Raw genomic sequence first — 20,450 nt, 5'->3', positions numbered from 1 at the left:
CCTTTTTCGCCCCGCCAACTAAGGGCGGCCTGTCATGACTCGCCCGCTCACCTTCGCCATTCCCAAGGGACGCATCCTCGATGAGGTTCTGCCCCTGCTTGCCAAAGCCGGTATCGAGCCGGAGGCGGAATTCCATGACAAGAAGAGCCGCGCCCTCCGTTTCGGCACCAGCCGGCCGGACGTATCGATCATCCGCGTGCGCGCTTTCGATGTCGCGACCTTCGTGGCGCATGGCGCGGCGCAGATCGGCATTGTCGGGTCGGACGTGCTGGAAGAATTCGACTATTCGGAAATCTACGCGCCGGTGGACCTGGACATGGGCCATTGCCGCCTGTCGGTTGCGGAGCCCATGGGACTGGCCGACGAGGACGAAGCGGCGATGAGCCATGTGCGCGTCGCGACCAAATATCCCCATCTGACGCGCAAATATTATGAGGCGCGGGGCATTCAGGCCGAATGCGTGAAGCTGAACGGGGCGATGGAACTCGCGCCGTCGCTGGGCCTGTCGCGCCGGATCGTGGACCTTGTATCCTCGGGCGCGACGCTCAAGGCCAACGGGCTGGTAGAAACCAATGTCATCATGCAGGTGTCGGCGCGGCTGATCGTCAATCGCGCCGCGTTCAAGATGCGCTCGGCGGAACTGACGCCGCTGGTGGAAGCCTTCCGCAAGGCCGTGGGGGTGCAGGATGCCGCTTAGGCTCGACAGCCGCAACGCGGATTTCGCCGCCGCTTTCACCGCGCTGGTCGACGCCCGGCGGGAAGCCGATGAGGATGTGTCGCGCGACGTGACCGCGATCCTGAAGCGGGTCCGGGCAGAGGGCGATGCGGCCCTGGCCGATTATACCAGCCGCTTCGACCGGCACGACTTGGACATCAGCGGCTGGTCGGTGACGCCGGCCGAATGCCGGGCGGCGCTGGACGGGCTTTCGACCGGACTGCGCGATGCCCTGGAACTCGCGGCGGCGCGCATCGCGGCCTATCATGAGAAGCAGAAGCCGCAGGACAGCGACGGCGTCGATGCCGCGGGCGTCCGCCTGGGCGCGCGCTGGAACGCCGTCGATGCGGCGGGGCTCTATGTGCCCGGCGGGCGGGCCGCCTATCCCAGTTCGCTGCTGATGAACGTGATCCCGGCCAGGGTCGCGGGCGTGTCGCGCATCGCCATGGTGACGCCGACCCCCAATGGCGAGATCAACCCGCTCGTGCTCGCAGCAGCCTCCATCGCGGGGATCGAGGAAATCTGGCGCGTCGGCGGCGCGCAGGCGGTGGCGGCGCTCGCTTATGGCACGGACCGGATCCGGCCGGTCGACGTCATCACCGGCCCCGGCAATGCCTGGGTGGCGGAGGCGAAGCGCCAGCTATACGGCGTCGTCGGCATCGACATGGTTGCCGGCCCGTCGGAGATCGTCGTGGTCGCTGACGGGAAGAATGATGCCGACTGGATTGCCGCCGACCTGCTCAGCCAGTCGGAACATGACCCGACCAGCCAGTCGATCCTGTTCACCGACGACGGCGCCTTCGCCGATGCGGTCGCGGCGGCGGTCGAACGGGCGCTGCCCCGGCTGGCGACGGAGGCCGTCGCCCGGACGAGCTGGAACGCCAATGGCGCGATCATCGTCGTGCGCGGCCTGGAAGAGGCCATGCCGCTGGTCGACCGCCTCGCCGCCGAGCATCTGGAACTCGCCGTGGACGATCCCGACGCCCTGTTCGGTCAGGTGCGCCATGCCGGATCCGTCTTCCTCGGCCGAATGACGCCCGAAGCGGTGGGCGATTATATCGCCGGCCCGAACCATGTGCTACCGACCGGGCGGCGCGCGCGCTTCTCCTCCGGCCTGTCGGTGCTCGACTTCATGAAGCGGACCAGCTTCCTCAGCCTCGACCGGAAGGCCATCGACGCCATCGGCCCTGCCGCCGTCGCCCTGGCGCAGGCGGAGGGGCTTCCCGCGCATGCGGCATCGGTGGCGCTGAGATTGGAATAGCCCCGCCCGCACCTTGCCGAAGCCTGTCCCTCGCCGCGTCGGGCAAAGGGCTTCGACAGGTCCGGCCCGAACCGTTATGGAAAGAATATGAACGACCGCTCCAGATCTCGCTCCGCTGCGCGCCTCGCCGCGGTCCAGGCGCTCTACCAGCTCGAGATGGAGGGCACGCCGCTCCAACTGTTGCTGCATGAATTCCACCAGCATCGCCTGGGCGCCACCATAGAGGATGTCACCTATGCGCAGGCGGAGGAGAGCTTTTTCGACGATATCGTGCAGGGCGTCGACCGGCGGCGGGAGGAGATTGACGGGCTGGTCGTGGCGCGCCTCTCCAAGGGCTGGAGCCTGGAACGGCTCGACAAGCCGATGCGGCAGATCCTGCGCGCCGGCACCTATGAGCTGATCGCCCGCCAGGATGTGGCGACCGGCACGGTTATCAGCGAATATGTCGATGTCGCGCACGCCTTCTACGACAAGCGAGAGGCGGGTTTCGTGAACGGCCTGCTGGACGCCGTGGCGAAGGATGTGCGGAAATAGGTCCGCTCCATCCTCGGCCGATCGGCGGGCATGGCAGGCTCGGAGGATAGGGTCCGGTCATGTCCGCTGAATCCCGTTTCCTCACCCTGCTCCGCCTGCTGGCGAACGATCCCGCCGCCCGGGGCCTGCAGGATGATGTGGCAGTGCTCGAATTCGGCGACGCGCGCCTGATCCTCACCAGCGACACCATGGTGGAGGGCGTGCATTATCTCCCCACCGACCCGCCCGCCGATATCGGCTGGAAGCTGGCGGCGGTGAACCTTTCCGACCTCGCCGCCAAGGGCGCAAGGCCGCTTGGCTGCCTGCTCAACTATGCGCTTTCGGGCGACGAGGATTGGGACGCGGCCTTTCTGGAAGGGCTGGGCGAGGCGCTGGGCCGCCATGCCATGCCCTTGCTGGGCGGCGACACGGTGCAGATGCCCAGGGGCGCGCCGCGCAGCTACAGCCTGACCGCGCTGGGCGAGGCGACGGGCCCGGTTCCGATGCGTGGCGGCGCGAAGGCGGGCGACCGGCTCTATCTGACAGGCCCGGTGGGCGATGCAGGGGTCGGGCTGGACCTGCTGCGGTCCATGGCCGGCGCGTCGGGACCGCTGGTGGAGGCCTATCGCCGTCCACGCCCGCGCCTCGCCGAAGGGGCGCTGCTCGCCCATCATGTCCACGCCATGATGGACATATCCGACGGTCTGCTGATCGACGCTTCCCGCATGGCGCAGGCAAGCGGGCTGGCGGTCACCATCGACCATGTCCCGCTCTCCCCGGCGCTGGAGGCTGCGCGCGGGGCCAGCAACGCCGTCCATCTCGCGGCGGCGCGGGCGGGGGATGATTATGAACTGCTCTTTGCCCTGCCCGCCGCGGCCAGGCCGCCCGTGCGCGCCATACCCGTCGGCCGTTTCACGAAGGGCAAGGGCCTGACGCTGACAATAGACGGCGTGGCGATCCCGCTTCCCGACCGTCTGGGCTGGGAACATGGCTGATCGGCGTTGATTTGCCTTAACATCGTAACGGGTTGACGCGCGCCGTCGGCCATGTAGCTTCACGATCGACCTTTCTCAGCCCGGTAGGACCGCATGATATGCGTGAGCTACGATGCTGATTGACGCGGTGCCCGATGCCGGAAGCGCATGTTCCGGCCGCCCGCCCTTACGCCCTTCGCCCGCCCGTCATTCCCTGCGGAGCGGCCGATGACAGGCATAACAGGGGGAGAGGAACATCCATGCAGATTGTCACGATTGCCATAGGGTGCGGCCTGCTGGCCGTGCTCTACGGCCTCATCACCAGTAGACAGGTGCTGGCGGCGTCCGCCGGCAATGAAACCATGCAACAGATTGCCGGCGCGATTCAGGAGGGGGCGAAGGCCTATCTCGGCCGGCAATATACCACCATCGGCATGGTCGGCGTCGTCGTCGCGGCGCTGGTCTTCTTCTTCCTCGGCGTGACGTCGGCGGTCGGCTTCCTGATCGGGGCGATCTTGTCCGGCGCGGCCGGCTTCATCGGCATGAACATCTCCGTGCGCGCCAATGTCCGCACGGCGGAGGCCGCACGCGACACGCTGCAAAGCGGGCTGACCGTCGCCTTCCGGGCAGGGGCCATCACCGGCATGCTGGTCGCGGGACTGGCCTTGCTCGCGATCAGTGTCTTCTTCTGGTATCTGACCGGACCCGCAGGCCATGCGCCCGACGACCGGATGGTGATCGACTCCCTCATCGCGCTGGCCTTCGGCGCCAGCCTCATCTCCATCTTCGCGCGCCTGGGCGGCGGCATCTTCACCAAGGCGGCCGACGTCGGCGCGGACCTGGTCGGCAAGGTGGAAGCCGGCATTCCGGAGGATGACCCCCGCAACCCCGCCGTCATCGCGGACAATGTGGGCGACAATGTCGGCGACTGCGCAGGCATGGCGGCCGATCTGTTCGAAACCTATGTGGTGACGGTGGGCGCGACCATGGTGCTGACCGCGCTGCTGGTGACGGGGGTCGACAACGCCTTCCTGATGCGCCTGATGTCGCTGCCGCTGATCGTCGGCGGGGTATGCATCATCACCTCGATCATCGGCACCTACATGGTGCGGCTGGGCGCGAGCCAGTCGATCATGGGCGCGCTGTACAAGGGCTTCTGGACCACCGCGATCCTGTCCATCCCGGCGCTCTATGCCGTGACGCACTTCGCGCTGGGCGACCTCAACGCCCGTTTCGGGACCGATCTGGACGGCGCGGGCGGCTATAGCGGTATGGCGTTGTTCTGGGCGATGATGGTCGGCCTCGCGGTCACGGGCCTGATCGTGTGGATCACCGAATATTATACCGGCACCAACTATCGCCCGGTGCGCAGCATCGCCCGCGCGTCGGAAACCGGCCATGGCACCAACGTCATCCAGGGGCTGGCCATCAGCCTGGAGGCGACGGCCCTGCCGACGCTGGTGATCGTGATCGGCATCATCGTCGCCTACCAGCTTGCGGGCCTGATCGGCATCGCCTTCGCCGCGACCGCCATGCTGGCGCTGGCAGGCATGGTCGTCGCGCTCGACGCCTATGGCCCTGTCACCGACAATGCGGGCGGCATTGCGGAAATGTCGCATCTCGACGACAGCGTCCGGGTCAAGACCGACGCGCTCGACGCGGTGGGCAACACCACGAAGGCGGTGACGAAGGGCTATGCCATCGGTTCGGCCGGCCTTGCCGCGCTGGTGCTGTTCGGCGCCTATACGGAGGATCTGAAATTCTACAACAGCGCGCTCGGCCTCACCGAGCCGGTCGATTTCAGCCTCTCCAACCCCTATGTCATCGTCGGCCTGCTGCTGGGCGCGCTGCTGCCCTATCTGTTCGGCGCCATGGGCATGACCGCAGTGGGCCGTGCCGCGGGCGACGTGGTCAAGGACGTGCGCGACCAGTTCGCCACCAACAAGGGCATCATGGAGGGCACGTCGCGGCCCGATTATGCCCGGACGGTGGACCTCGTCACCCGCGCCGCGATCAAGGAGATGGTCATCCCCAGCCTGCTGCCGGTGCTGGCGCCAATCGTCGTCTATTTCGCGATCTCGGCCGTGGCTGGCACGCCCAACGGCTTTGCGGCCCTGGGCGCGCTGCTGCTGGGCGTCATCGTGTCCGGCCTGTTCGTGGCCCTTTCCATGACCTCTGGCGGCGGCGCCTGGGACAATGCGAAGAAATATATCGAGGATGGCCATCATGGCGGCAAGGGCAGCGAAGCCCACAAGGCTGCCGTGACCGGCGACACGGTGGGCGATCCCTACAAGGACACGGCCGGCCCGGCCGTCAATCCGATGATCAAGATCACCAACATCGTCGCCCTGCTGCTGCTGGCCGCCCTCGCACACGGCGCATAAATCACCGATAAAAATGGAAAGACAGGAAAATAGCCCCGCCTTATAGAAAGGCGGGGCTATTATTTTACGGGGGAAAGATTGAGGGGGTTTTCTGTCGTCGCGGGCGTCCTGCTCGCGCAGCTTTGCGTGTCCGCCAGAGCCGAGACGGCACCCGCGCCGCGCAAGGAATGGCCGGTCGAGGCCTTTGCCGAACTGCCGATGATGGTGGAACCGCAACTCTCGCCCAATGGGATGCACCTGGCTGCCAGGGTGGCACGCAACGGCGAGCTGCTGCTGATGATCGCTTCCATCGCAGACGAGCCCAACCGTGTTCGCACGCTGTCCTTGGGAGAAAACGACCTGAACTGGTGGCGCTGGGTCAATGACGACTGGCTGATTGCCGGCATAGGCAGCGAAACCAGCGTGCAGGGCATGCCTTGGTCGATCAGCCGCGTCGCCAGCATCAAACGAGACGGGTCGAAGATCAACATACTGGCCAAGAATGTGGCGGCGCAGAATGGCGACGATGTCATATGGGTTGCCAGCGATGGCAGCCCTCGCATCCTGCTGGCCTATCAGTCATCCATCTACGACGATGAAGCCGGTTTCTGGCCGCAGGTTGACGAGGTGGACGTCACCAACGGAAGGATGCGCCCGGTGGTGCAGCCGCGCCGGAATGTCATGTCATGGTATGCCGATGCGACCGGCGCGGTGCGCATGGGGGTCGGCTATGAAGATACGACGCGGATGGCGAAGCTTCTCTATCGTGACGATGGGCGCTCGAACTTCCGGGTGATCGACCGGGCCAACCGCCGACGCGACGAATCCATGGTCGTGCCGATGCTTTTCACCGCCGATCCCGGCAAGGCGATCGCCAGTGACGACCATGAAGGCACCAATGCCCTGTACGAATATGATCTGACCAGACTGGAATTGGGGAAGAAGATCTTCGCCGCACCCGGTTTCGACATCGACGGGATAGAGCGCGATACGGCTGGTACGGGCCTTGCCGGGGTGCGCTATACGGCCGACGGGCCGGAAGTCCACTGGTTCGATGAGGGGCTGGCGAAGATTCAGGCCGATATCGACAAGGCGGTCGGCGCCCAGCGTCGCGCCCGCATCGTGTCCGCCAGCCGGGACCATCAGCGCATGATCGTGCACGTCGGCAGCGCGGACCAGCCGGGAACCTATTATTATTACGACACCTCCGCCGGCGTGATGAGCAGCCTGTCGAAGATCAGCCAGAATTTCGGTCCCGGCATCCATCTCTCGCCGGTCAGGACGATTCGTTACAAGGCCCGCGACGGGCTGGAGATCACTGCGGTGCTGACCCTGCCAGCAGGCAGGGACCCAAAAAATCTGCCGTTGATCCTGATGCCGCATGGCGGCCCCTTTGCGCGCGACAGCGAAGAATGGGACTGGTGGGTGCAGTTCCTGGCCTATCGCGGCTATGCGGTGCTGCAGCCCAATTATCGGGGCTCTTCCGGTTATGGTACCGCCCTTGCGGAAAAAGGGGAGGGGCAATGGGGCCTTGCCATGCAGGACGACCTCAACGACGCGGTCGACTGGGCGGTGAAGGAGGGAATCGCCGATGCGAAACGGGTCTGCATCGTCGGCGCGTCCTATGGCGGCTATGCGGCGATGCGCGGGGCGCAGCGCGATGGCGGCCGCTATCGTTGCGCCATTTCTTATGCAGGGGTCTCCGACCTTTCGGCGATGATGCGCTATGACGGCCGCTTCCTCAATCATGGCACGCGGAAGGATTGGATGAAGCAACAGGCGCCCGATTTTGCTTCCGTTTCTCCGATTAACTTCGCGGGGCAATTGTCCACACCTATCCTGCTGATGCATGGCAGGAAGGATCGGCGGGTACAGGTGAGTCAGTCACGCGAAATGGCGGAGAAACTGAAGGCAGCAGGTAAAATCGCCGGGCGCGACTATATCTATGTTGAACAGCCGCTGGCCGACCATTTCTTTTCCCGCCAGGCGGATCGGTTGGACTTTCTCCAGCGCATGGACGCCTTTCTGAAGGAGCATAATCCGGCCTGACCAGGCGCACGCGCCATCCCGCGCAGGCCAGAAAGTCACAAATTAGAAATATCATAGTCACAAGACTGTAACGCAATGGTCATAGTGGGCCCTCGTTCGCCAGCCTGGCGGAGGGGAGAATTGATCATGCGACTGACCTGCAAGCTGCTGCCCGCGCTCGCCCTGCTGGCTGCTCCGGCCGTGGCCCACGCCAGCGAGGACGAACAGCTCTGGACCACCGCCAGCGCGACGGTGAAGCTGAGCGATCACTGGCGTTTCTCGCAGGAGGTCGTCGCCCGCTTCAGCAACGATCGCGACGGGCTGTACGAGGTCGAGATGAATTCGCTGATCGGCTACAAGATCGGCAAGAAGGTGACGGTCTGGGCCGGCTATACCCACGACCCCAATTATAATGCCGGCGATTTCGCGGTGATGGAGCATCGCGGGCGGCAGCAGGTGACCTTCGACAATATCGTGAAGATCGGACCCGGCCAGCTCAGCGCCCGCCTGCGGCTGGAGGAACGCTGGCGCGAAGGGATCGACGGCACGGCCTGGCGGCTGCGTCCCTATGTCAAATATGTGCTGCCGTTCAGGGAAGGCGGCAAGACCGCGCTGGTGCTCAGCCATGAAAGTTTCATCGATTTCAACACCACCAATTTCCAGCGGGTCCAGGGGGAGGAGCGGATGCGCAACCAGATCGCCATCACCACCCCGCTCGCGAAGAATGTGAATGCGGAGATCGGCTATCTTCACCAGCATGGTTTCCGGCCGGGCGCCGACGACAGCAATGACAATGTCGCCTCCTTCTCGCTGGGCTTTTCCTTCTGATCTGCGACATGGGGCCTGTCCTGGCCATTGATTGCCATTGATCGGCATGTGCTCCTGCGCAGGCGGGAGCACGCTTTGCCCGGACCGAACCGGAACGTCGGCCGCCCCCCTCGTCCCGTCCCGTCCACAGCCGAAGCGAACCGGCGGATCGGCGGTCGGGCTTGCCCGCCCCCGCGTGGCAAGCCTATAGGCCGCGCCATGACCAGCGAACCCTTCCGCTCGCAGCTCGCCGCGCTGGAAAGGCGCGGCCGCCTGCGCAGCCTCACCCCTCGCGCCGGGCGGGACTTTGCCTCGAACGATTATCTGGGCCTTGCCGGCGATCCGATCATCGGTCAGGCGGTGGCTGATGCGGTGGCGCGCGGCGTGCCGGTGGGATCGGGCGGGTCGCGCCTGCTGCGCGGCAATGCGCCCGAACATGAAGGGCTGGAGGCGAAGGCCGCCGATTTCTTCCGTACCCCGGCGGCGCTGTTCATGGCCAACGGCTTCGCCGCCAATCTCGCGCTGTTCTCCACCCTGCCGCAGCGCGGCGACCTGATCGTCGCGGACGAGCTGATCCATGCCAGCGTCCATGACGGCCTCCGCATGTCGAAGGCCGTCGCCGTCTTCGCCCGCCACAATGATGTACAGAGCTTTGCCGACCTGATTGCCGCCTGGCGGCTGGAGGGCGGCAAGGGGCGCGTGTGGATCGCGGTCGAAACGCTCTACTCGATGGATGGCGACTTGGCCCTGCTCAGCGACCTCGCGGCGCTGGCGGCGAAGCATGACGCCATGCTGATCCTGGACGAAGCCCATGGCACGGGCGTCTTCGGCCCATCCGGACGCGGGCTGTCGGCCGGGCTGGACGGGCTGCACAATGTCGTCACACTGCACACCTGCGGGAAGGCGATGGGCGTGGAGGGCGCGCTGATCTGCGGACCGCGCATTCTGGTCGACTATCTCATCAACCGGGCGCGCGCCTTCATCTTCTCGACGGCGCCCTCGCCACTCATGGCGGTGGCGGCCTCCGCCGCGCTGGACCGGATCAAGCAGGCGGGCGACCTGCGCGAAAGGTTGAAGACGCTGATGGTCGACGCAAGCGAAAATATCTGCGCGCCGCTCGGCCTGCCAGCCCCGCGCAGCCAGATCGTGCCGATCATATTGGGCGAGGACCGCCGCGCCATGGCCGCCGCCGCCGCCCTGCAGCAGGCCGGCTTCGACGTGCGCGGCATCCGTCCACCCACCGTGCCGCCGGGCACCAGCCGGCTGCGCATCTCGCTGACGCTGAACGTGGGACGCGCCGACATCGCCGCCCTGGGGGAAACGCTGAGGCGGGTGGCGGCGTGAACGGCTTCATCGTCACCGGCATCGATACCGACATCGGCAAGACCGTCTTCGCCGCAGGGCTGGCGGGTGCGCTTGGCGCTCATTATTGGAAGCCGGTGCAGGCGGGCGTCGATCCTGAGGGGGACAAGGAGCGGGTGGCCGCCCTGTCGGGCCTGCCCCCCTCCCATATCCTGCCGGAGGCCTATCGCCTGACCACTCCCGCCTCGCCCCATCTGGCGGCGCGGATCGACGGGATCGAAATCACGGCTGAGCGGCTCGCCCTGCCGAAGGTGGACGGCACGCTGGTGGTCGAGGGGGCAGGCGGCCTGATGGTCCCGGTCAGCGAATCGCTGCTGATGATCGACCTGTTCGCACTTTGGGGCCTGCCGGTGATCCTGTGCGCGCGGACGGGGCTGGGCACGATCAACCACAGCCTGCTCAGCATAGAGGCCCTGCGCACGCGGGCGATTCCCATTGCCGGCATCGCATTCATCGGCGACGCGCATGCAGAGAATGAGCGGATCATTCCGATATTGGGAAAGGTGCGCGGCCTCGGCCGCTTGCCCTATATCGATCCGCTGGATGCGGGAACGCTGAAGACCGCCTTCAAGTCCATAAATCTGCCCTGAAGCACATCCTGCTTCCCGCGACCAAAGCCGCGAGCAAGCCGGATTTTTCGACCAACGACATGGACATGGCCGCCCCCGGGCGTTCAACTCCCCGCCATCAGGGGGCGCCCGCAAGCGTCCCGGCCAGAAAGCAAGGGAAAGCTTTTATGCGATATCTTCTCCTCGGCGCGGCGGCAGTTGCGCTGATGGGCGGCGCGTCCGTCGCCCAGACCGACCCCGCCGCAAAACCGACCTATGGCAGCTATGGCTTCGATAGTGCCGGCATGGACAAGTCGGTGAAGCCCGGCGACGATTTCTACGACTATGCCAACGGCACATGGGCGAAGAACACGCCCATCCCGGCGGACAAGTCCAATTACGGCGCCTTCAACACGCTGGACGACCTGTCGCGCGAGCGGACCAGAGGCATTCTCGAAGCTGCGCAGGCGGACCCCGGCAGCAAGATCGGCAATGCCTATGCCAGCTATCTCGACGCCGCGACCGTCGAAAAGAAGGGCCTGTTCCCCGTCCGGCCATGGATCGACAGGATCAGGGCGGTCAAGGACAAGGCAGCCTATGCCAGGCTCGCCGCCGAAGCCGCGCGCGCGGGGATTGACGGCCCCTTCGGCTTCTACGTCAACCAGGACGACAAGGATCCCGAAACCTACATCCTGGTCCTGCACCAGTCGGGCCTGGGCCTGCCTGACCGCGACTTCTACCTGGAACCCGACGCCAAGATGGGGGCGATCCGCACCGCCTATGTCGCGCATCTGGAAAAGATGCTGACCCTGGCCGGAGAAGCCGATGCCAAGGCCCGCGCCGCCGCGCTTATGGCCCTCGAAACCGAAATTGCCAGGGTCCACTGGACCCAGGTCGACAGCCGCGACGCCGACAAGACCTATAACAAGATGACCCTGGCGGAGCTGCAAAAGGCCGCGCCCGGCTTCGACTTCACCGCCTATTTCGCCGCCAACAAGCTCGCGCCCAAGGAATTGCTGGTGTCCCAGCCCAGCGCCGTCGCCGGCGAAGCCGCGCTGATCGCCAAGGCGCCGGTCGGCGTCCTCAGGGACGCGCTGCTGCTGCGCACGCTGCATGGCTATGCCGACCAGTTGCCCGACGCCATCGCCAATGAGAATTTCGCCTTTTACGGCACCACCCTGTCGGGCACGCCGGAACGCGAGGCCCGGTGGAAGCAGGCGGTCGACTTCCTCAAATCCTCCATGGGCGAGGAAGTGGGCAAGGTCTATGTCGCCAAATATTTCCCGCCCGAAACCAAGGCGGCGATGGACCAGCTCGTCCGGAACGTGATCGCCGCCATGGGCCGCCGCATCGACGGCCTCAGCTGGATGAGCGACGCCGCCAAGGCCCGCGCCCACAAGAAACTCGCCGCCTTCACGCCCAAGATCGGCTATCCGGACAAATGGCGCGATTATGCGGGCCTGACGATCAGGCGCGACGACCTGTTCGGCAATGCGCTGCGCTCCAACCAGTTCGAATTCGACTATCAGATGGGCAAGCTCGGCAAGCCCATCTATCGCTGGGAATGGGGCATGACCCCGATGGAGATCAACGCCTATGCCAATTTCGGCATGGTGGAGATCGTCTTCCCCGCCGCGATCCTGCAACCGCCCTTCTTCGATCCCCATGCCGACCCGGCGGTCAATTATGGCGGCATCGGCGCGGTGATCGGCCATGAACTCAGCCATCATTTCGACGATCAGGGCGCGAAATATGACGAGACGGGCAAGCTCAACCAGTGGTGGAGCGATCAGGACGTCGCCAATTTCAAGGCGCTGACCGACAAGCTGGTCAAGCAATATGATGCCTATGAACCCTTTCCCGGAGCACATGTGAAGGGCGCCTTCACGCTGGGAGAGAATATTGGCGACCTGGCCGGGGTCGCCGTGGCGCTCGATGCCTATCACGCCTCGCTGGGCGGCAAGCCCGCGCCGGTGATCGACGGCACGACCGGCGACGAACGCTTCTTCCTGGGCTGGGCGCAGGTCTGGCGCCGCAATTATCGCGAACCCAATCTGCGCCAGCGGCTCGTCACCGATCCGCATTCGCCGTCACAATATCGCGCCGACACGGTCCGCAATTTCGATCAATGGTATTCGGCCTTCAAGCCGCAACCGGGCGGCAAGATCTATCTTGCGCCGCAAGATCGCGTGAAGATCTGGTAAGGACGGGAACAGGGGCCGGAGGATGATTCCGGCCCCGTTTTCGTTTTCCTGTCGTAACAAATATGCCGGGCGGTGAATCGTGACACATGGACGATTAACCGCGTTTTATTTGTTGACCGTCTCTTAAATGCAACAGTTTGTCGGATCGCCCTTTAATCCGGACAACCTCTTCCTCAGCTTGGCGTTCAAAGTCTGGCTAAGTTTGAGGAGAAGAAATTTGACGGATCTGAAATCGATCATTCTGAAGAGCGGCATGGCTTCGATCGCACTGGCCGTTGCGGGTCCGGCGCTGGCTCAGGATGCCGCTGCGCCTGCGGCTCCCGCCACGCCGGCAACCCCGGCTGCGCCAGCCGCAGGGTCAAGCAGTTTCAGCGATGCCGAAATCAAGCAGTTCGCCGCCGCGGCGGTCGAGGTGACGAAGATTCAGCAGGATACGTCCATCGCCGAAGCCGAAAAGCAGCCCAAGATGCTGGCCGCGCTCCAGGCATCGGGCATGCCGCCGGAAAAATTCAACCAGATCGGTCAGGCAGCCGCGGCTGACCCTGCGCTTCAGCAGAAGATCCAGGCGGCGGCTCCGGCACAGCCCGCCGCTCCGGCGGCGCCAGCGACGGACGCGGCTCCCGCCTCGCCTGCAGCGCCGCCGGCCCAGTAAGCGGGACATTGCAAGGGATGGACGTCATCGGCCCCGCAGCATTTTCAGGCTGACCTGCGGGGCTGGCCAAACCAAAATGCCGCATCGGGAGACAGAGCCTTTTCGCCCAGCGCGAAAAGGCTCTAGACAGCGGCCATGACCTCCCCTGTCTGGCACCCCTTTTTCCAGCATGGCCTGAAAGAGCCGATCCCCCTCGTCCACCGGGCGGAGGGGGCCTTGCTGCATCTGGCCGATGGCCGCACGTTGATCGACTGCATATCCAGCTGGTGGGTGACGACGCACGGCCATTGCGATCCCCGCATCGCCGCGGCGATCGCCCAGCAGGCGGGGCGGCTCGACCAGCTTATCTTCGCCGGCTACACCCATGAACCGGCGGAAGAGGTGGCGCGCGGACTGGTCGAACTGGCGCCCAAGGCTGCCGGTCGCGATCCGCTCGCCCATGTCTTCTTCTCCGACAGTGGCTCGACCGCGGTCGAGGTAGCGCTGAAAATGGCGCTCGGCTACTGGCACAACCGCGCGCTGGACGGTCTTGCCGAGCCGCGCCACCGCATCCTCGTCCTCCAGCACAGCTATCATGGCGATACCATCGGCACCATGTCGGTGGGCGAACGCGGCGTCTATAACGCCGCCTGGTCGCCGCTGTTGTTCGATGTCGACACCATCCCCTTTCCCCATGAGGGCAAGGAACAGGCGACGCTCGACGCGCTGGAGGCCGCCTGCGCGCAGGGGCCAGCCGCCTTCATCGTCGAGCCCCTGGTCCTGGGCGCCGGGGGCATGCTGATCTACCCGGCCGCCGTCCTGCGCGACATGGCGGCGATCTGCGCCCGCCACGACGTCCTCTTCATCGCCGACGAGGTCATGACCGGCTGGGGCCGCACCGGCACCCTCTTCGCCTGCGAACAGGCCGGCGTGGTGCCCGACATCATGGCGGTGGCGAAGGGGATCACCGGCGGCGCAATCCCGCTCGCCGCTACCCTCGCCACACCGCGCATCTTCGACGCGCACAAGTCCACAGACCGCGCCCGCCTCTTCTATCATTCGAGCAGCTATACGGCCAATGCCATCGCCTGCGCCGCCGCCGCAGCCAATCTCGCCATCTGGCGGCAGGAGGATGTGCTGGGCCGCGTTGCAGCGCTCGGCCAGGGCATGGCGCAGCGACTCGAAACGCTCGCCGCGCATCCCGCCTTCGCCCGACCGCGCCGCTTGGGCGCCATCGCCGCCATCGACCTGATCACACCGGACGCCGGCTATCTTTCCGACGTCGCCCCGCGACTGCGCGCCTTTGCCCATGAAAACGGCCTCTTGCTGCGGCCGCTGGGAAACACCATCTATCTGATGCCGCCCTATTGCCTTGACGCAGATCAGCTCGATCACGTCTTTGCGGTGCTACAAAAAGCCGGTGAAAAGTTCGGGCGTTCCGCCTGACTTTCTTTTTCCGCATTTTGACGCTATGGCGACGCGATTTTTCGGCTTTCCAGGATATTATGGCAAAAGAAGAACTGCTTGAAATGCGCGGACAGGTTGTGGAGCTTCTCCCCAACGCCATGTTCCGCGTGCGGCTTGAAAATGATCACGAGATCCTCGGCCACACCGCCGGCAAGATGCGCAAGAACCGCATCCGCGTGCTGGTGGGCGACGAAGTGCTGGTCGAACTGACCCCCTACGACCTGACTAAGGGTCGGATCACCTACCGCTTCAAATAAGCCGCCCCACGCATGCGGCTCATCCTTGCTTCGGCTTCTCCTAGACGGTGTGAACTTCTGGGTCAGATCGGCGCGTCTCCGGACGCGGTGGACCCGGCTGACCTTGATGAAACGCCCCTGAAGGGCGAACTCCCCGCCGCCTACGCGACCCGCGTCGCCGCTGAGAAGGGGGCTGTCGTGGCGCAGCGCCATCCCGGTGCGCTGGTCCTTTCAGGTGATACGGTGGTCGCCGCCGGGCGCCGCATCCTGCCCAAGACGGAAACGGAAGCCGAAGCGCGCGCGTGCCTCCAACTCCTGTCCGGCCGCCGCCACCGCGTGTTCAGCGCGATCACGCTGATCGATGCGGAGGGGAAGGCGCGCCACCGCCTCTCGACCAACATCGTCACCTTCAAGCATCTCGATCGCGCCGAAATCGAAGCCTATATCGCCGCGCAGGAATGGCGCGGCAAGGCGGGCGGCTATGCGATACAGGGCCGCGCCGCCGGCCTCATCCGCGCCATACAAGGCAGCCACAGCGCCATCATGGGCCTGCCCCTTTACGAAACCTGCGCGCTGCTGAAGGCAGCGGGCTATCCACTGGATTAACCGCTTATGGCCGAATGGCTCTATGAAGAAGGCATTGGCGAGGCCCGCGCCGCGCTGATCGAAAAGGGCCAGCTCGTCGAAGCACAGATCGAGCGGGACAGCGACGCCGCACGCGCCGGCGCGATGATCCAGGGCAAGCTGGTCCGCACCGTCATCCCCAAGAAGCGCGGCATCGCCCGCCTGATCTCCGGCGAGGAAGTGCTGGTCGAACCCATTCCGCCCAAGATTGCAGAGGGCGCCACCGTGCTGCTGGAAATCCTGCGCGAGGCGATCCCGGAGGAAGGGCGCGCAAAGCTCGCCAAGGCCCGCATAGCCCAGCCCGGCTCGAAAGCGCACCCCGCCCCCAGCCTGCTCCAGCGCCTGCGCGCCACCGGCCTGCCCATCATTCCGTGCCCTGCGCATGAAGAGGACCGGCTGGAGGCCCATGGCTGGAGCGAATTGATGGAAGAGGCGATCTCCGGCGATATCGGCACGGAGGAAGCCGCCCTGCGCATCTTCCCCACGCCTGCGATGATCCTGATAGACGTCGACGGCTCCATGCCGCCTGCCAAGCTGGGCCCGAAGGGCGCGAAACTGGCCGCGCTGGCGATCCGCCGCCTGGGGCTGACCGGCTCGATCGGCATCGACCTGCCGACGATGAACAACAAGGACGAGCGCGCCGTCGCCTCGGCCCAGATCGACAAATATCTGCCGCTGCCCTTTGAGCGCACGGCGGTCAATGGCTTCGGCTTCGTCCAGGTCATCCGCCGGCGGGAGCGCATGAACCTCATGGAACTGCTCCGCGCCGATCCGGTCGAAACGGCGGCGCTGGCGCTGCTGCGCCGCGCCGAACGCCACGGCAATGGCGGTCCCGCGACGATCACGGCCGCACCTGCGATCATCGACCGGCTGCACAAGGCGACCGACTGGATCGAGACCCTCGCCCGCCGCCGCGGCGGCGCAATCGGCTTGAAGGCGGACGCGACGCTCGCCATATCGGCGGGCCATGTCTCCTAAAGCTTCCTCCTGCCCCGTCTGCGGCCAGCCTTCGGCTCTCGAAACCCGCCCTTTCTGCGGAAAGGCCTGCCGCGACCGCGATCTTCTGCAATGGCTGGGCGAGGGCTATCGCGTACCCGGCCGCCCGGTCGATGACGAGATGAAAAAAAGTGACGAGGATGGGGTAGACAGCACCCCGGCCTGATGCCTATAGGCACGCCTCACCAAAGGCCCGGTGATCCTCACCGGCCGCCATGCCCGGGTAGCTCAGTTGGTAGAGCATGCGACTGAAAATCGCAGTGTCGGCGGTTCGACTCCGTCCCCGGGCACCATTTGTCGTCATCCCACTGAAATCGTTGAAAAATCGTCCAAAAGGCGGTCTTCTAACCCTCGCTCCCTCACAGTTCTGCTACACAGTCGAAGCGATAAGATGCAGGATGCCGCTTACAGAATGGAATGATCAACTGGAGGCGACGGTGCCGCCGCAGATGCTAACGCGATCAACGTCTGGCAAGCCATGATCGATGCGATCCTCAAGGAAGCCGGTAAAACAGGATGTAACGGATCGCGGCGGTGCCTACAGGCTTGGAATTATAGCCGAGCAGGATTCTCGTCTGCTCCGGACGAATAGATGCGCCCCGCCGGGAACGGCTGTGCTACAACGGGCTATCACCCTGATCCTTCCCAGGCATATCGTGACAGAGAGACCATCGTGCTCGCGCCTGCAAGCAGGAGATACCGATGCCCGCCGACAAAAAACGCCCCCTCTTCTCCAGCGGAAGCGATCATGACCGTCCGCACGACGCGTAAAACGGTGACCTTCACCAAACCATTCCGGCTACCCGGATTCGAAGCCCCCTTGCCGGCGGGTCCCTACGAAGTGGAAACCACCGAAGAGATGTTGGAGGGCAATAACCATACGGGCTTTCATCGCACCGCTACGGGGCTGCGGATCCAAATGGGTTCTGCCATAGAGTATCACCCGATCGATCCCGCCGATCTCGCTGCTGCACTGGAAAGCGATCAAAAGGCTGCGCCACCGCGGGGGAGGCCGCCCGCCTCGGCCGCAGATCAGGCGAAGCCGGCCAGCGGTTCGCCGTCCGCTGCGGCGCGATGGGTGTCGCTTTGGGTGCGCAACGCGCCACCTGACGGTAAGAGGTAGGCGCAATGACCAACAGTTCAACAATGTGCAGACGAGAGGCGGCATACCATCGTCAGGTTGCCGCCGCTTCTCATCTTGAACAGGTACGCCGGGCTGCCCTGCGAGCCGCCAATGTTTGGGAGGCGCAGGCTGCCGAGGCTGAGGCGCGTGAGGCAGGGACGTCTGAAGCACTCAGCCCCGAAGATGCAGCGATTGCTCTGGAATTCCGCTTGGAAGAGGAGGAGGACGCTCGGAGCCGCGCTCGCGATGAGGAAGCATAGCTTCTCACCCCCGGCCATGACGAGGAAAGAAGTTCTGACGAACAGTGAGGTAGAGCAATATGACATGTAGGCGACCGCACAGCATGGGCGGCCTGCCTGATCGGACCTGATGAACGAGTTGGCGGACGCTTTTGAAACACCCGCCGCGCCTCCTAGTGCAATCAGCTTTTCAGGGTAACGATGCCGAGCGCGCCGGGCTTCTGCGACGGGTTGGACGCATTCTGCTTTTTGGATTTCTCCGCCTTGGGTTTGCGAACTTCACGGTTGGATCTTTTCTGGCTTTTGGCCATGGTGTGTTCCTTTGCATTGGACGTCAGATGTATGGGCTGTGCTGCTTCGCTCGTTCAGATGCGTTGGGGGGCACCCGGTGGCGCATTGTTGCTGTTTCTCAAGACCATGAGGTTGTCGAGCGCACCGTTCAATCGCTGCCTCTCGACCGTAGACAGCGCTTCTCCACGTGCCAGCGCATCGCGGGCAGCATAGAGGAGATCCTGAAGTTCCTGTAGCTTGTCGAGGTCACAGGTCAGTCCCGGCGTCAGCCGAAACTCGGCGTTCGCCAGTCCTTTTGGTGTAGCATCCATTTTTCTGCCAATCGCTGTAAATATGGGGGGCTCAATTATTCAGCAATATGATGGCTACTGTTCCTGCTATCACCATGAGGAGGCCGTTGATAATGGCCGCACGCGTCGTGGTATCGTCACGAAATAGATCAGCGCACCACTGGATCTTAGTGAACCGGAGAGGCTTGGGTCTTAATGACATGGCAACGCCAATTGCCGTTCCACCCTCATTCTCCCAGCTGTCAATCGCCGACGTGAGCTGGCGTTTACGGTCACGCGAAATGGCAGCCGCGCTCCGCGAGCGTTCTCGCGCGGCTCCAAGGGCGAGCCACCGTCGCTCGGCATCAGCCTGCCTGCGGGCCTGGCGAAGTAATAATGATGGATTAGAGCTTTCAGATGCGGACATTGTGCACTCCTCGCCAAACGGGAGCGCCTGTGTCTCTCAGCCCCGGCCTGTCTGGATGAGTCGAACCGGGATGCCCTACAGTAGCACGTTGGGGTTGGGGACAAGAGCACTTTCTACTCAGCATTGAAGCGCTATCGGAACACCCTCTTCCTCCTGCCATCACTGCGAAGATTGACGCCGCGCCTGCCATCGATCGAGAAGCTGGAGGGACGGAGTTACGGTGATGCCATGTAGAACGATTGAGTAGCCCCTAGATTTCTGGACGCCTTCGATCCTAATTTTGAGGACAGGAGGCGATGATGGGGAAGCCCAATTTCAGTGATGAGTTCAAGTGTGACGCGATGGCCCAGATCACCGAGCGCGGGTATCCGGTAGCCGAGGTCTCGCAGCGGCTCGGCGTCAGTCAGCACTTGCTGTATGCATGGAAGCGGCAGCTGGCCCGGCAAGTGTCTGGCGATGCGGGCAAGGATGTCGAGATCCGCCAGTTGAAGCGCGAGTTGGCCCGGGTGACCGAGGAGCGCGACATCCTAAAAAAGCCACCGCGTATTTCGCCAGGGATGCAAAGTGAGATACGCGTTTGTTGCCGAGCATCGTGACCAGTTCAAGGTTCGGTCGATGTGTCGGTGCCTGCGCATCCAGCCCAGCGGTTTTTATGCCTGGCAGAAGAGTCCGCTGAGCCAACGGGCCCAGGAAGATGCTCGGCAGACCGCGTTGATCCGGCGGGCCTGGAAGGACAGCGGCAAGGTCTATGGCTACCGCAAGCTGCATGACGATCTGCTGGATCACGGCGAGACCTGCTGCCCCAATCGCGTTGCCCGGTTGACCATGCTGGCGGGCATCAAGGCGCAGATCGGCTACAAGCGCAGGCCCGGCAGCTATGGCGGCAAGCCGTCCCTGGCGATCGACAACACCCTCGATCGCCAGTTCGACGTGGGTGCACCAGACCGGGCCTGGGTGACAGACATCACCTACATTCGCACCCTGGAAGGCTTCGCTTATCTGGCCGTCGTAATCGACCTGTAGCTGTGGTCGCGGCTGGCATGACGAAGGCAAAGCGCCGCTACGAAAACGGCGAGAAAGCCATACCCATGTGCCAGTTGGGTGAGGCCATATGCAAGGAGCGCGGCACCCAGGGAGACGAACCCGTCACCTGTCCGGGACAGCTTGGCGGCGTTGGGCAGGTGGAAAGTAAGGAAGCCCAGCCCTATCCCGATGACGTAGCCCAGCCGATAGTCGATGTTGTGGCGTATCCATGCCGCGATGGCCTCGATCTTCGTCCCGCCTTCCAGATCCTCGAACTCACGTGCCACGAAGGATATGAAACGGTCGGATTGGCAGAAGCGGCTAGGCCAGAGAGTATGACATGCGCGGG

Annotated in this window: 21 protein-coding genes, 1 tRNA gene and 1 pseudogene; 19 read left to right on the top strand and 4 right to left on the bottom strand. The window is 64.4% G+C overall.

The annotated features are described in order from the left end of the window. The first annotated feature begins 34 nt into the window (after positions 1-34). The 18 genes from hisG (at position 35) to MRBLSP13_RS03635 (ending at position 17,852) form a co-directional block, all read left to right on the top strand. Positions 35-697: an ATP phosphoribosyltransferase gene (gene hisG, locus MRBLSP13_RS03720; protein ID WP_363737497.1), complete on the top strand. Its 663-nt coding sequence runs from the start codon at positions 35-37 to the stop codon at positions 695-697. After that, positions 687-1,976 (top strand): histidinol dehydrogenase, encoded by a 1,290-nt coding sequence (hisD, locus tag MRBLSP13_RS03715; RefSeq protein ID WP_363737496.1) that lies wholly within the window; start codon positions 687-689, stop codon positions 1,974-1,976. Before hisG ends, hisD begins: the two co-directional genes overlap by 11 nt. Positions 1,977-2,063: 87 nt before the next feature. Continuing rightward, a complete protein-coding gene (gene nusB / locus MRBLSP13_RS03710; RefSeq protein WP_133652460.1) occupies positions 2,064-2,510 on the top strand; it encodes a transcription antitermination factor NusB in 447 nt (148 codons plus the stop codon). A 59-nt stretch (positions 2,511-2,569) separates the two neighbouring features. Further along, positions 2,570-3,484 carry a thiamine-phosphate kinase gene (gene thiL, locus MRBLSP13_RS03705; RefSeq protein WP_363737495.1) on the top strand — a complete coding sequence of 305 codons (915 nt, stop codon included), beginning with the start codon at positions 2,570-2,572 and terminating at the stop codon, positions 3,482-3,484. Between the two features lie 239 nt (positions 3,485-3,723). Further along, complete coding sequence (locus MRBLSP13_RS03700) at positions 3,724-5,847, top strand: sodium-translocating pyrophosphatase (RefSeq protein WP_363737494.1); 2,124 nt, start codon at positions 3,724-3,726, stop codon at positions 5,845-5,847. 78 nt (positions 5,848-5,925) lie between these two features. Continuing rightward, positions 5,926-7,875, top strand: coding sequence for an alpha/beta hydrolase family protein (locus MRBLSP13_RS03695; RefSeq protein WP_363737493.1), 1,950 nt, complete (start codon positions 5,926-5,928; stop codon positions 7,873-7,875). Between the two features lie 126 nt (positions 7,876-8,001). Then, on the top strand, positions 8,002-8,682 hold the full coding sequence (locus tag MRBLSP13_RS03690; protein ID WP_363737492.1) for a DUF2490 domain-containing protein: 681 nt from the start codon (positions 8,002-8,004) through the stop codon (positions 8,680-8,682). A 198-nt stretch (positions 8,683-8,880) separates the two neighbouring features. Then, positions 8,881-10,005 (top strand): 8-amino-7-oxononanoate synthase, encoded by a 1,125-nt coding sequence (locus MRBLSP13_RS03685; protein WP_363737491.1) that lies wholly within the window; start codon positions 8,881-8,883, stop codon positions 10,003-10,005. Then, a complete protein-coding gene (gene bioD / locus MRBLSP13_RS03680; protein WP_363737490.1) occupies positions 10,002-10,613 on the top strand; it encodes a dethiobiotin synthase in 612 nt (203 codons plus the stop codon). The genes MRBLSP13_RS03685 and bioD overlap by 4 nt, the downstream gene beginning before the upstream one ends. A 146-nt stretch (positions 10,614-10,759) precedes the next feature. Further along, positions 10,760-12,775, top strand: a complete 2,016-nt coding sequence (locus MRBLSP13_RS03675; RefSeq protein ID WP_363752773.1) for a M13 family metallopeptidase — start codon at positions 10,760-10,762, stop codon at positions 12,773-12,775. Between the two features lie 253 nt (positions 12,776-13,028). Next, positions 13,029-13,427, top strand: coding sequence for a DUF4168 domain-containing protein (locus MRBLSP13_RS03670; protein ID WP_414714635.1), 399 nt, complete (start codon positions 13,029-13,031; stop codon positions 13,425-13,427). Between the two features lie 135 nt (positions 13,428-13,562). Beyond that, positions 13,563-14,852, top strand: a complete 1,290-nt coding sequence (locus MRBLSP13_RS03665; RefSeq protein WP_363752771.1) for an adenosylmethionine--8-amino-7-oxononanoate transaminase — start codon at positions 13,563-13,565, stop codon at positions 14,850-14,852. Positions 14,853-14,911: 59 nt separating this feature from the next. Further along, positions 14,912-15,130 carry a translation initiation factor IF-1 gene (gene infA, locus MRBLSP13_RS03660; RefSeq protein ID WP_003049127.1) on the top strand — a complete coding sequence of 73 codons (219 nt, stop codon included), beginning with the start codon at positions 14,912-14,914 and terminating at the stop codon, positions 15,128-15,130. A gap of 12 nt (positions 15,131-15,142) precedes the next feature. Next, on the top strand, positions 15,143-15,715 hold the full coding sequence (locus MRBLSP13_RS03655) for a Maf family protein (RefSeq protein ID WP_363752769.1): 573 nt from the start codon (positions 15,143-15,145) through the stop codon (positions 15,713-15,715). A 6-nt stretch (positions 15,716-15,721) separates the two neighbouring features. Next, positions 15,722-16,711: a ribonuclease gene (locus MRBLSP13_RS03650; RefSeq protein ID WP_363752767.1), complete on the top strand. Its 990-nt coding sequence runs from the start codon at positions 15,722-15,724 to the stop codon at positions 16,709-16,711. Further along, positions 16,701-16,895, top strand: coding sequence for a DNA gyrase inhibitor YacG (locus MRBLSP13_RS03645; RefSeq protein ID WP_133652449.1), 195 nt, complete (start codon positions 16,701-16,703; stop codon positions 16,893-16,895). Before MRBLSP13_RS03650 ends, MRBLSP13_RS03645 begins: the two co-directional genes overlap by 11 nt. 51 nt (positions 16,896-16,946) lie before the next feature. Beyond that, positions 16,947-17,022, top strand: a tRNA-Phe gene (locus tag MRBLSP13_RS03640). Between the two features lie 455 nt (positions 17,023-17,477). Beyond that, positions 17,478-17,852, top strand: coding sequence for a hypothetical protein (locus MRBLSP13_RS03635; RefSeq protein ID WP_363737484.1), 375 nt, complete (start codon positions 17,478-17,480; stop codon positions 17,850-17,852). A gap of 421 nt (positions 17,853-18,273) precedes the next feature. On the opposite strand, the gene MRBLSP13_RS03630 is transcribed toward MRBLSP13_RS03635, so the two are convergent. The 3 genes from MRBLSP13_RS03630 to MRBLSP13_RS03620 are packed head-to-tail and all read right to left on the bottom strand — an operon-like array spanning position 18,274 to position 19,078. After that, the gene (locus MRBLSP13_RS03630; RefSeq protein WP_363737483.1) at positions 18,274-18,402 is read right to left on the bottom strand and encodes a hypothetical protein; all 129 of its coding nucleotides are present in this window, start codon (positions 18,400-18,402) and stop codon (positions 18,274-18,276) included. 54 nt (positions 18,403-18,456) lie between these two features. Continuing rightward, positions 18,457-18,693: a hypothetical protein gene (locus MRBLSP13_RS03625; RefSeq protein WP_363737482.1), complete on the bottom strand. Its 237-nt coding sequence runs from the start codon at positions 18,691-18,693 to the stop codon at positions 18,457-18,459. A 31-nt stretch (positions 18,694-18,724) separates the two neighbouring features. Continuing rightward, positions 18,725-19,078 carry a hypothetical protein gene (locus MRBLSP13_RS03620; RefSeq protein ID WP_363737481.1) on the bottom strand — a complete coding sequence of 118 codons (354 nt, stop codon included), beginning with the start codon at positions 19,076-19,078 and terminating at the stop codon, positions 18,725-18,727. Positions 19,079-19,377: 299 nt separating this feature from the next. On the opposite strand from MRBLSP13_RS03620, the pseudogene MRBLSP13_RS03615 reads away from it, so the two are divergent. Then, positions 19,378-20,098 (top strand): annotated as a pseudogene (locus tag MRBLSP13_RS03615) (IS3 family transposase); the annotation flags it as partial. Here MRBLSP13_RS03615 and MRBLSP13_RS03610 read toward each other — a convergent pair. Next, a complete protein-coding gene (locus MRBLSP13_RS03610) occupies positions 20,074-20,388 on the bottom strand; it encodes a hypothetical protein (protein ID WP_363737480.1) in 315 nt (104 codons plus the stop codon). The pseudogene MRBLSP13_RS03615 and the gene MRBLSP13_RS03610 overlap by 25 nt on opposite strands. Positions 20,389-20,450: the final 62 nt, after the last annotated feature.

Source organism: Sphingobium sp. LSP13-1-1.1, assembly GCF_040676415.1.
Taxonomy (GTDB): domain Bacteria; phylum Pseudomonadota; class Alphaproteobacteria; order Sphingomonadales; family Sphingomonadaceae; genus Sphingobium.
Note: the sequence above shows the minus strand (reverse complement) of the source record. Positions and strands in the feature narration are given on the sequence as shown.

Bases quoted from the DNA above. Each gene is read 5' to 3' on its own strand.
- hisG (WP_363737497.1), top strand. From the start codon at position 35: ATGACTCGCCCGCTCACCTTCGCCATTCCCAAGGGACGCATCCTCGAT.
- hisD (WP_363737496.1), top strand. From the start codon at position 687: ATGCCGCTTAGGCTCGACAGCCGCAACGCGGATTTCGCCGCCGCTTTC.
- nusB (WP_133652460.1), top strand. From the start codon at position 2,064: ATGAACGACCGCTCCAGATCTCGCTCCGCTGCGCGCCTCGCCGCGGTC.
- thiL (WP_363737495.1), top strand. From the start codon at position 2,570: ATGTCCGCTGAATCCCGTTTCCTCACCCTGCTCCGCCTGCTGGCGAAC.
- MRBLSP13_RS03700 (WP_363737494.1), top strand. From the start codon at position 3,724: ATGCAGATTGTCACGATTGCCATAGGGTGCGGCCTGCTGGCCGTGCTC.
- MRBLSP13_RS03690 (WP_363737492.1), top strand. From the start codon at position 8,002: ATGCGACTGACCTGCAAGCTGCTGCCCGCGCTCGCCCTGCTGGCTGCT.
- MRBLSP13_RS03685 (WP_363737491.1), top strand. From the start codon at position 8,881: ATGACCAGCGAACCCTTCCGCTCGCAGCTCGCCGCGCTGGAAAGGCGC.
- MRBLSP13_RS03675 (WP_363752773.1), top strand. From the start codon at position 10,760: ATGCGATATCTTCTCCTCGGCGCGGCGGCAGTTGCGCTGATGGGCGGC.
- MRBLSP13_RS03670 (WP_414714635.1), top strand. From the start codon at position 13,029: ATGGCTTCGATCGCACTGGCCGTTGCGGGTCCGGCGCTGGCTCAGGAT.
- MRBLSP13_RS03665 (WP_363752771.1), top strand. From the start codon at position 13,563: ATGACCTCCCCTGTCTGGCACCCCTTTTTCCAGCATGGCCTGAAAGAG.
- infA (WP_003049127.1), top strand. From the start codon at position 14,912: ATGGCAAAAGAAGAACTGCTTGAAATGCGCGGACAGGTTGTGGAGCTT.
- MRBLSP13_RS03655 (WP_363752769.1), top strand. From the start codon at position 15,143: ATGCGGCTCATCCTTGCTTCGGCTTCTCCTAGACGGTGTGAACTTCTG.
- MRBLSP13_RS03650 (WP_363752767.1), top strand. From the start codon at position 15,722: ATGGCCGAATGGCTCTATGAAGAAGGCATTGGCGAGGCCCGCGCCGCG.
- MRBLSP13_RS03645 (WP_133652449.1), top strand. From the start codon at position 16,701: ATGTCTCCTAAAGCTTCCTCCTGCCCCGTCTGCGGCCAGCCTTCGGCT.
- MRBLSP13_RS03635 (WP_363737484.1), top strand. From the start codon at position 17,478: ATGACCGTCCGCACGACGCGTAAAACGGTGACCTTCACCAAACCATTC.
- MRBLSP13_RS03630 (WP_363737483.1), bottom strand. From the start codon at position 18,402: ATGGCCAAAAGCCAGAAAAGATCCAACCGTGAAGTTCGCAAACCCAAG.
- MRBLSP13_RS03625 (WP_363737482.1), bottom strand. From the start codon at position 18,693: ATGGATGCTACACCAAAAGGACTGGCGAACGCCGAGTTTCGGCTGACG.
- MRBLSP13_RS03620 (WP_363737481.1), bottom strand. From the start codon at position 19,078: ATGTCCGCATCTGAAAGCTCTAATCCATCATTATTACTTCGCCAGGCC.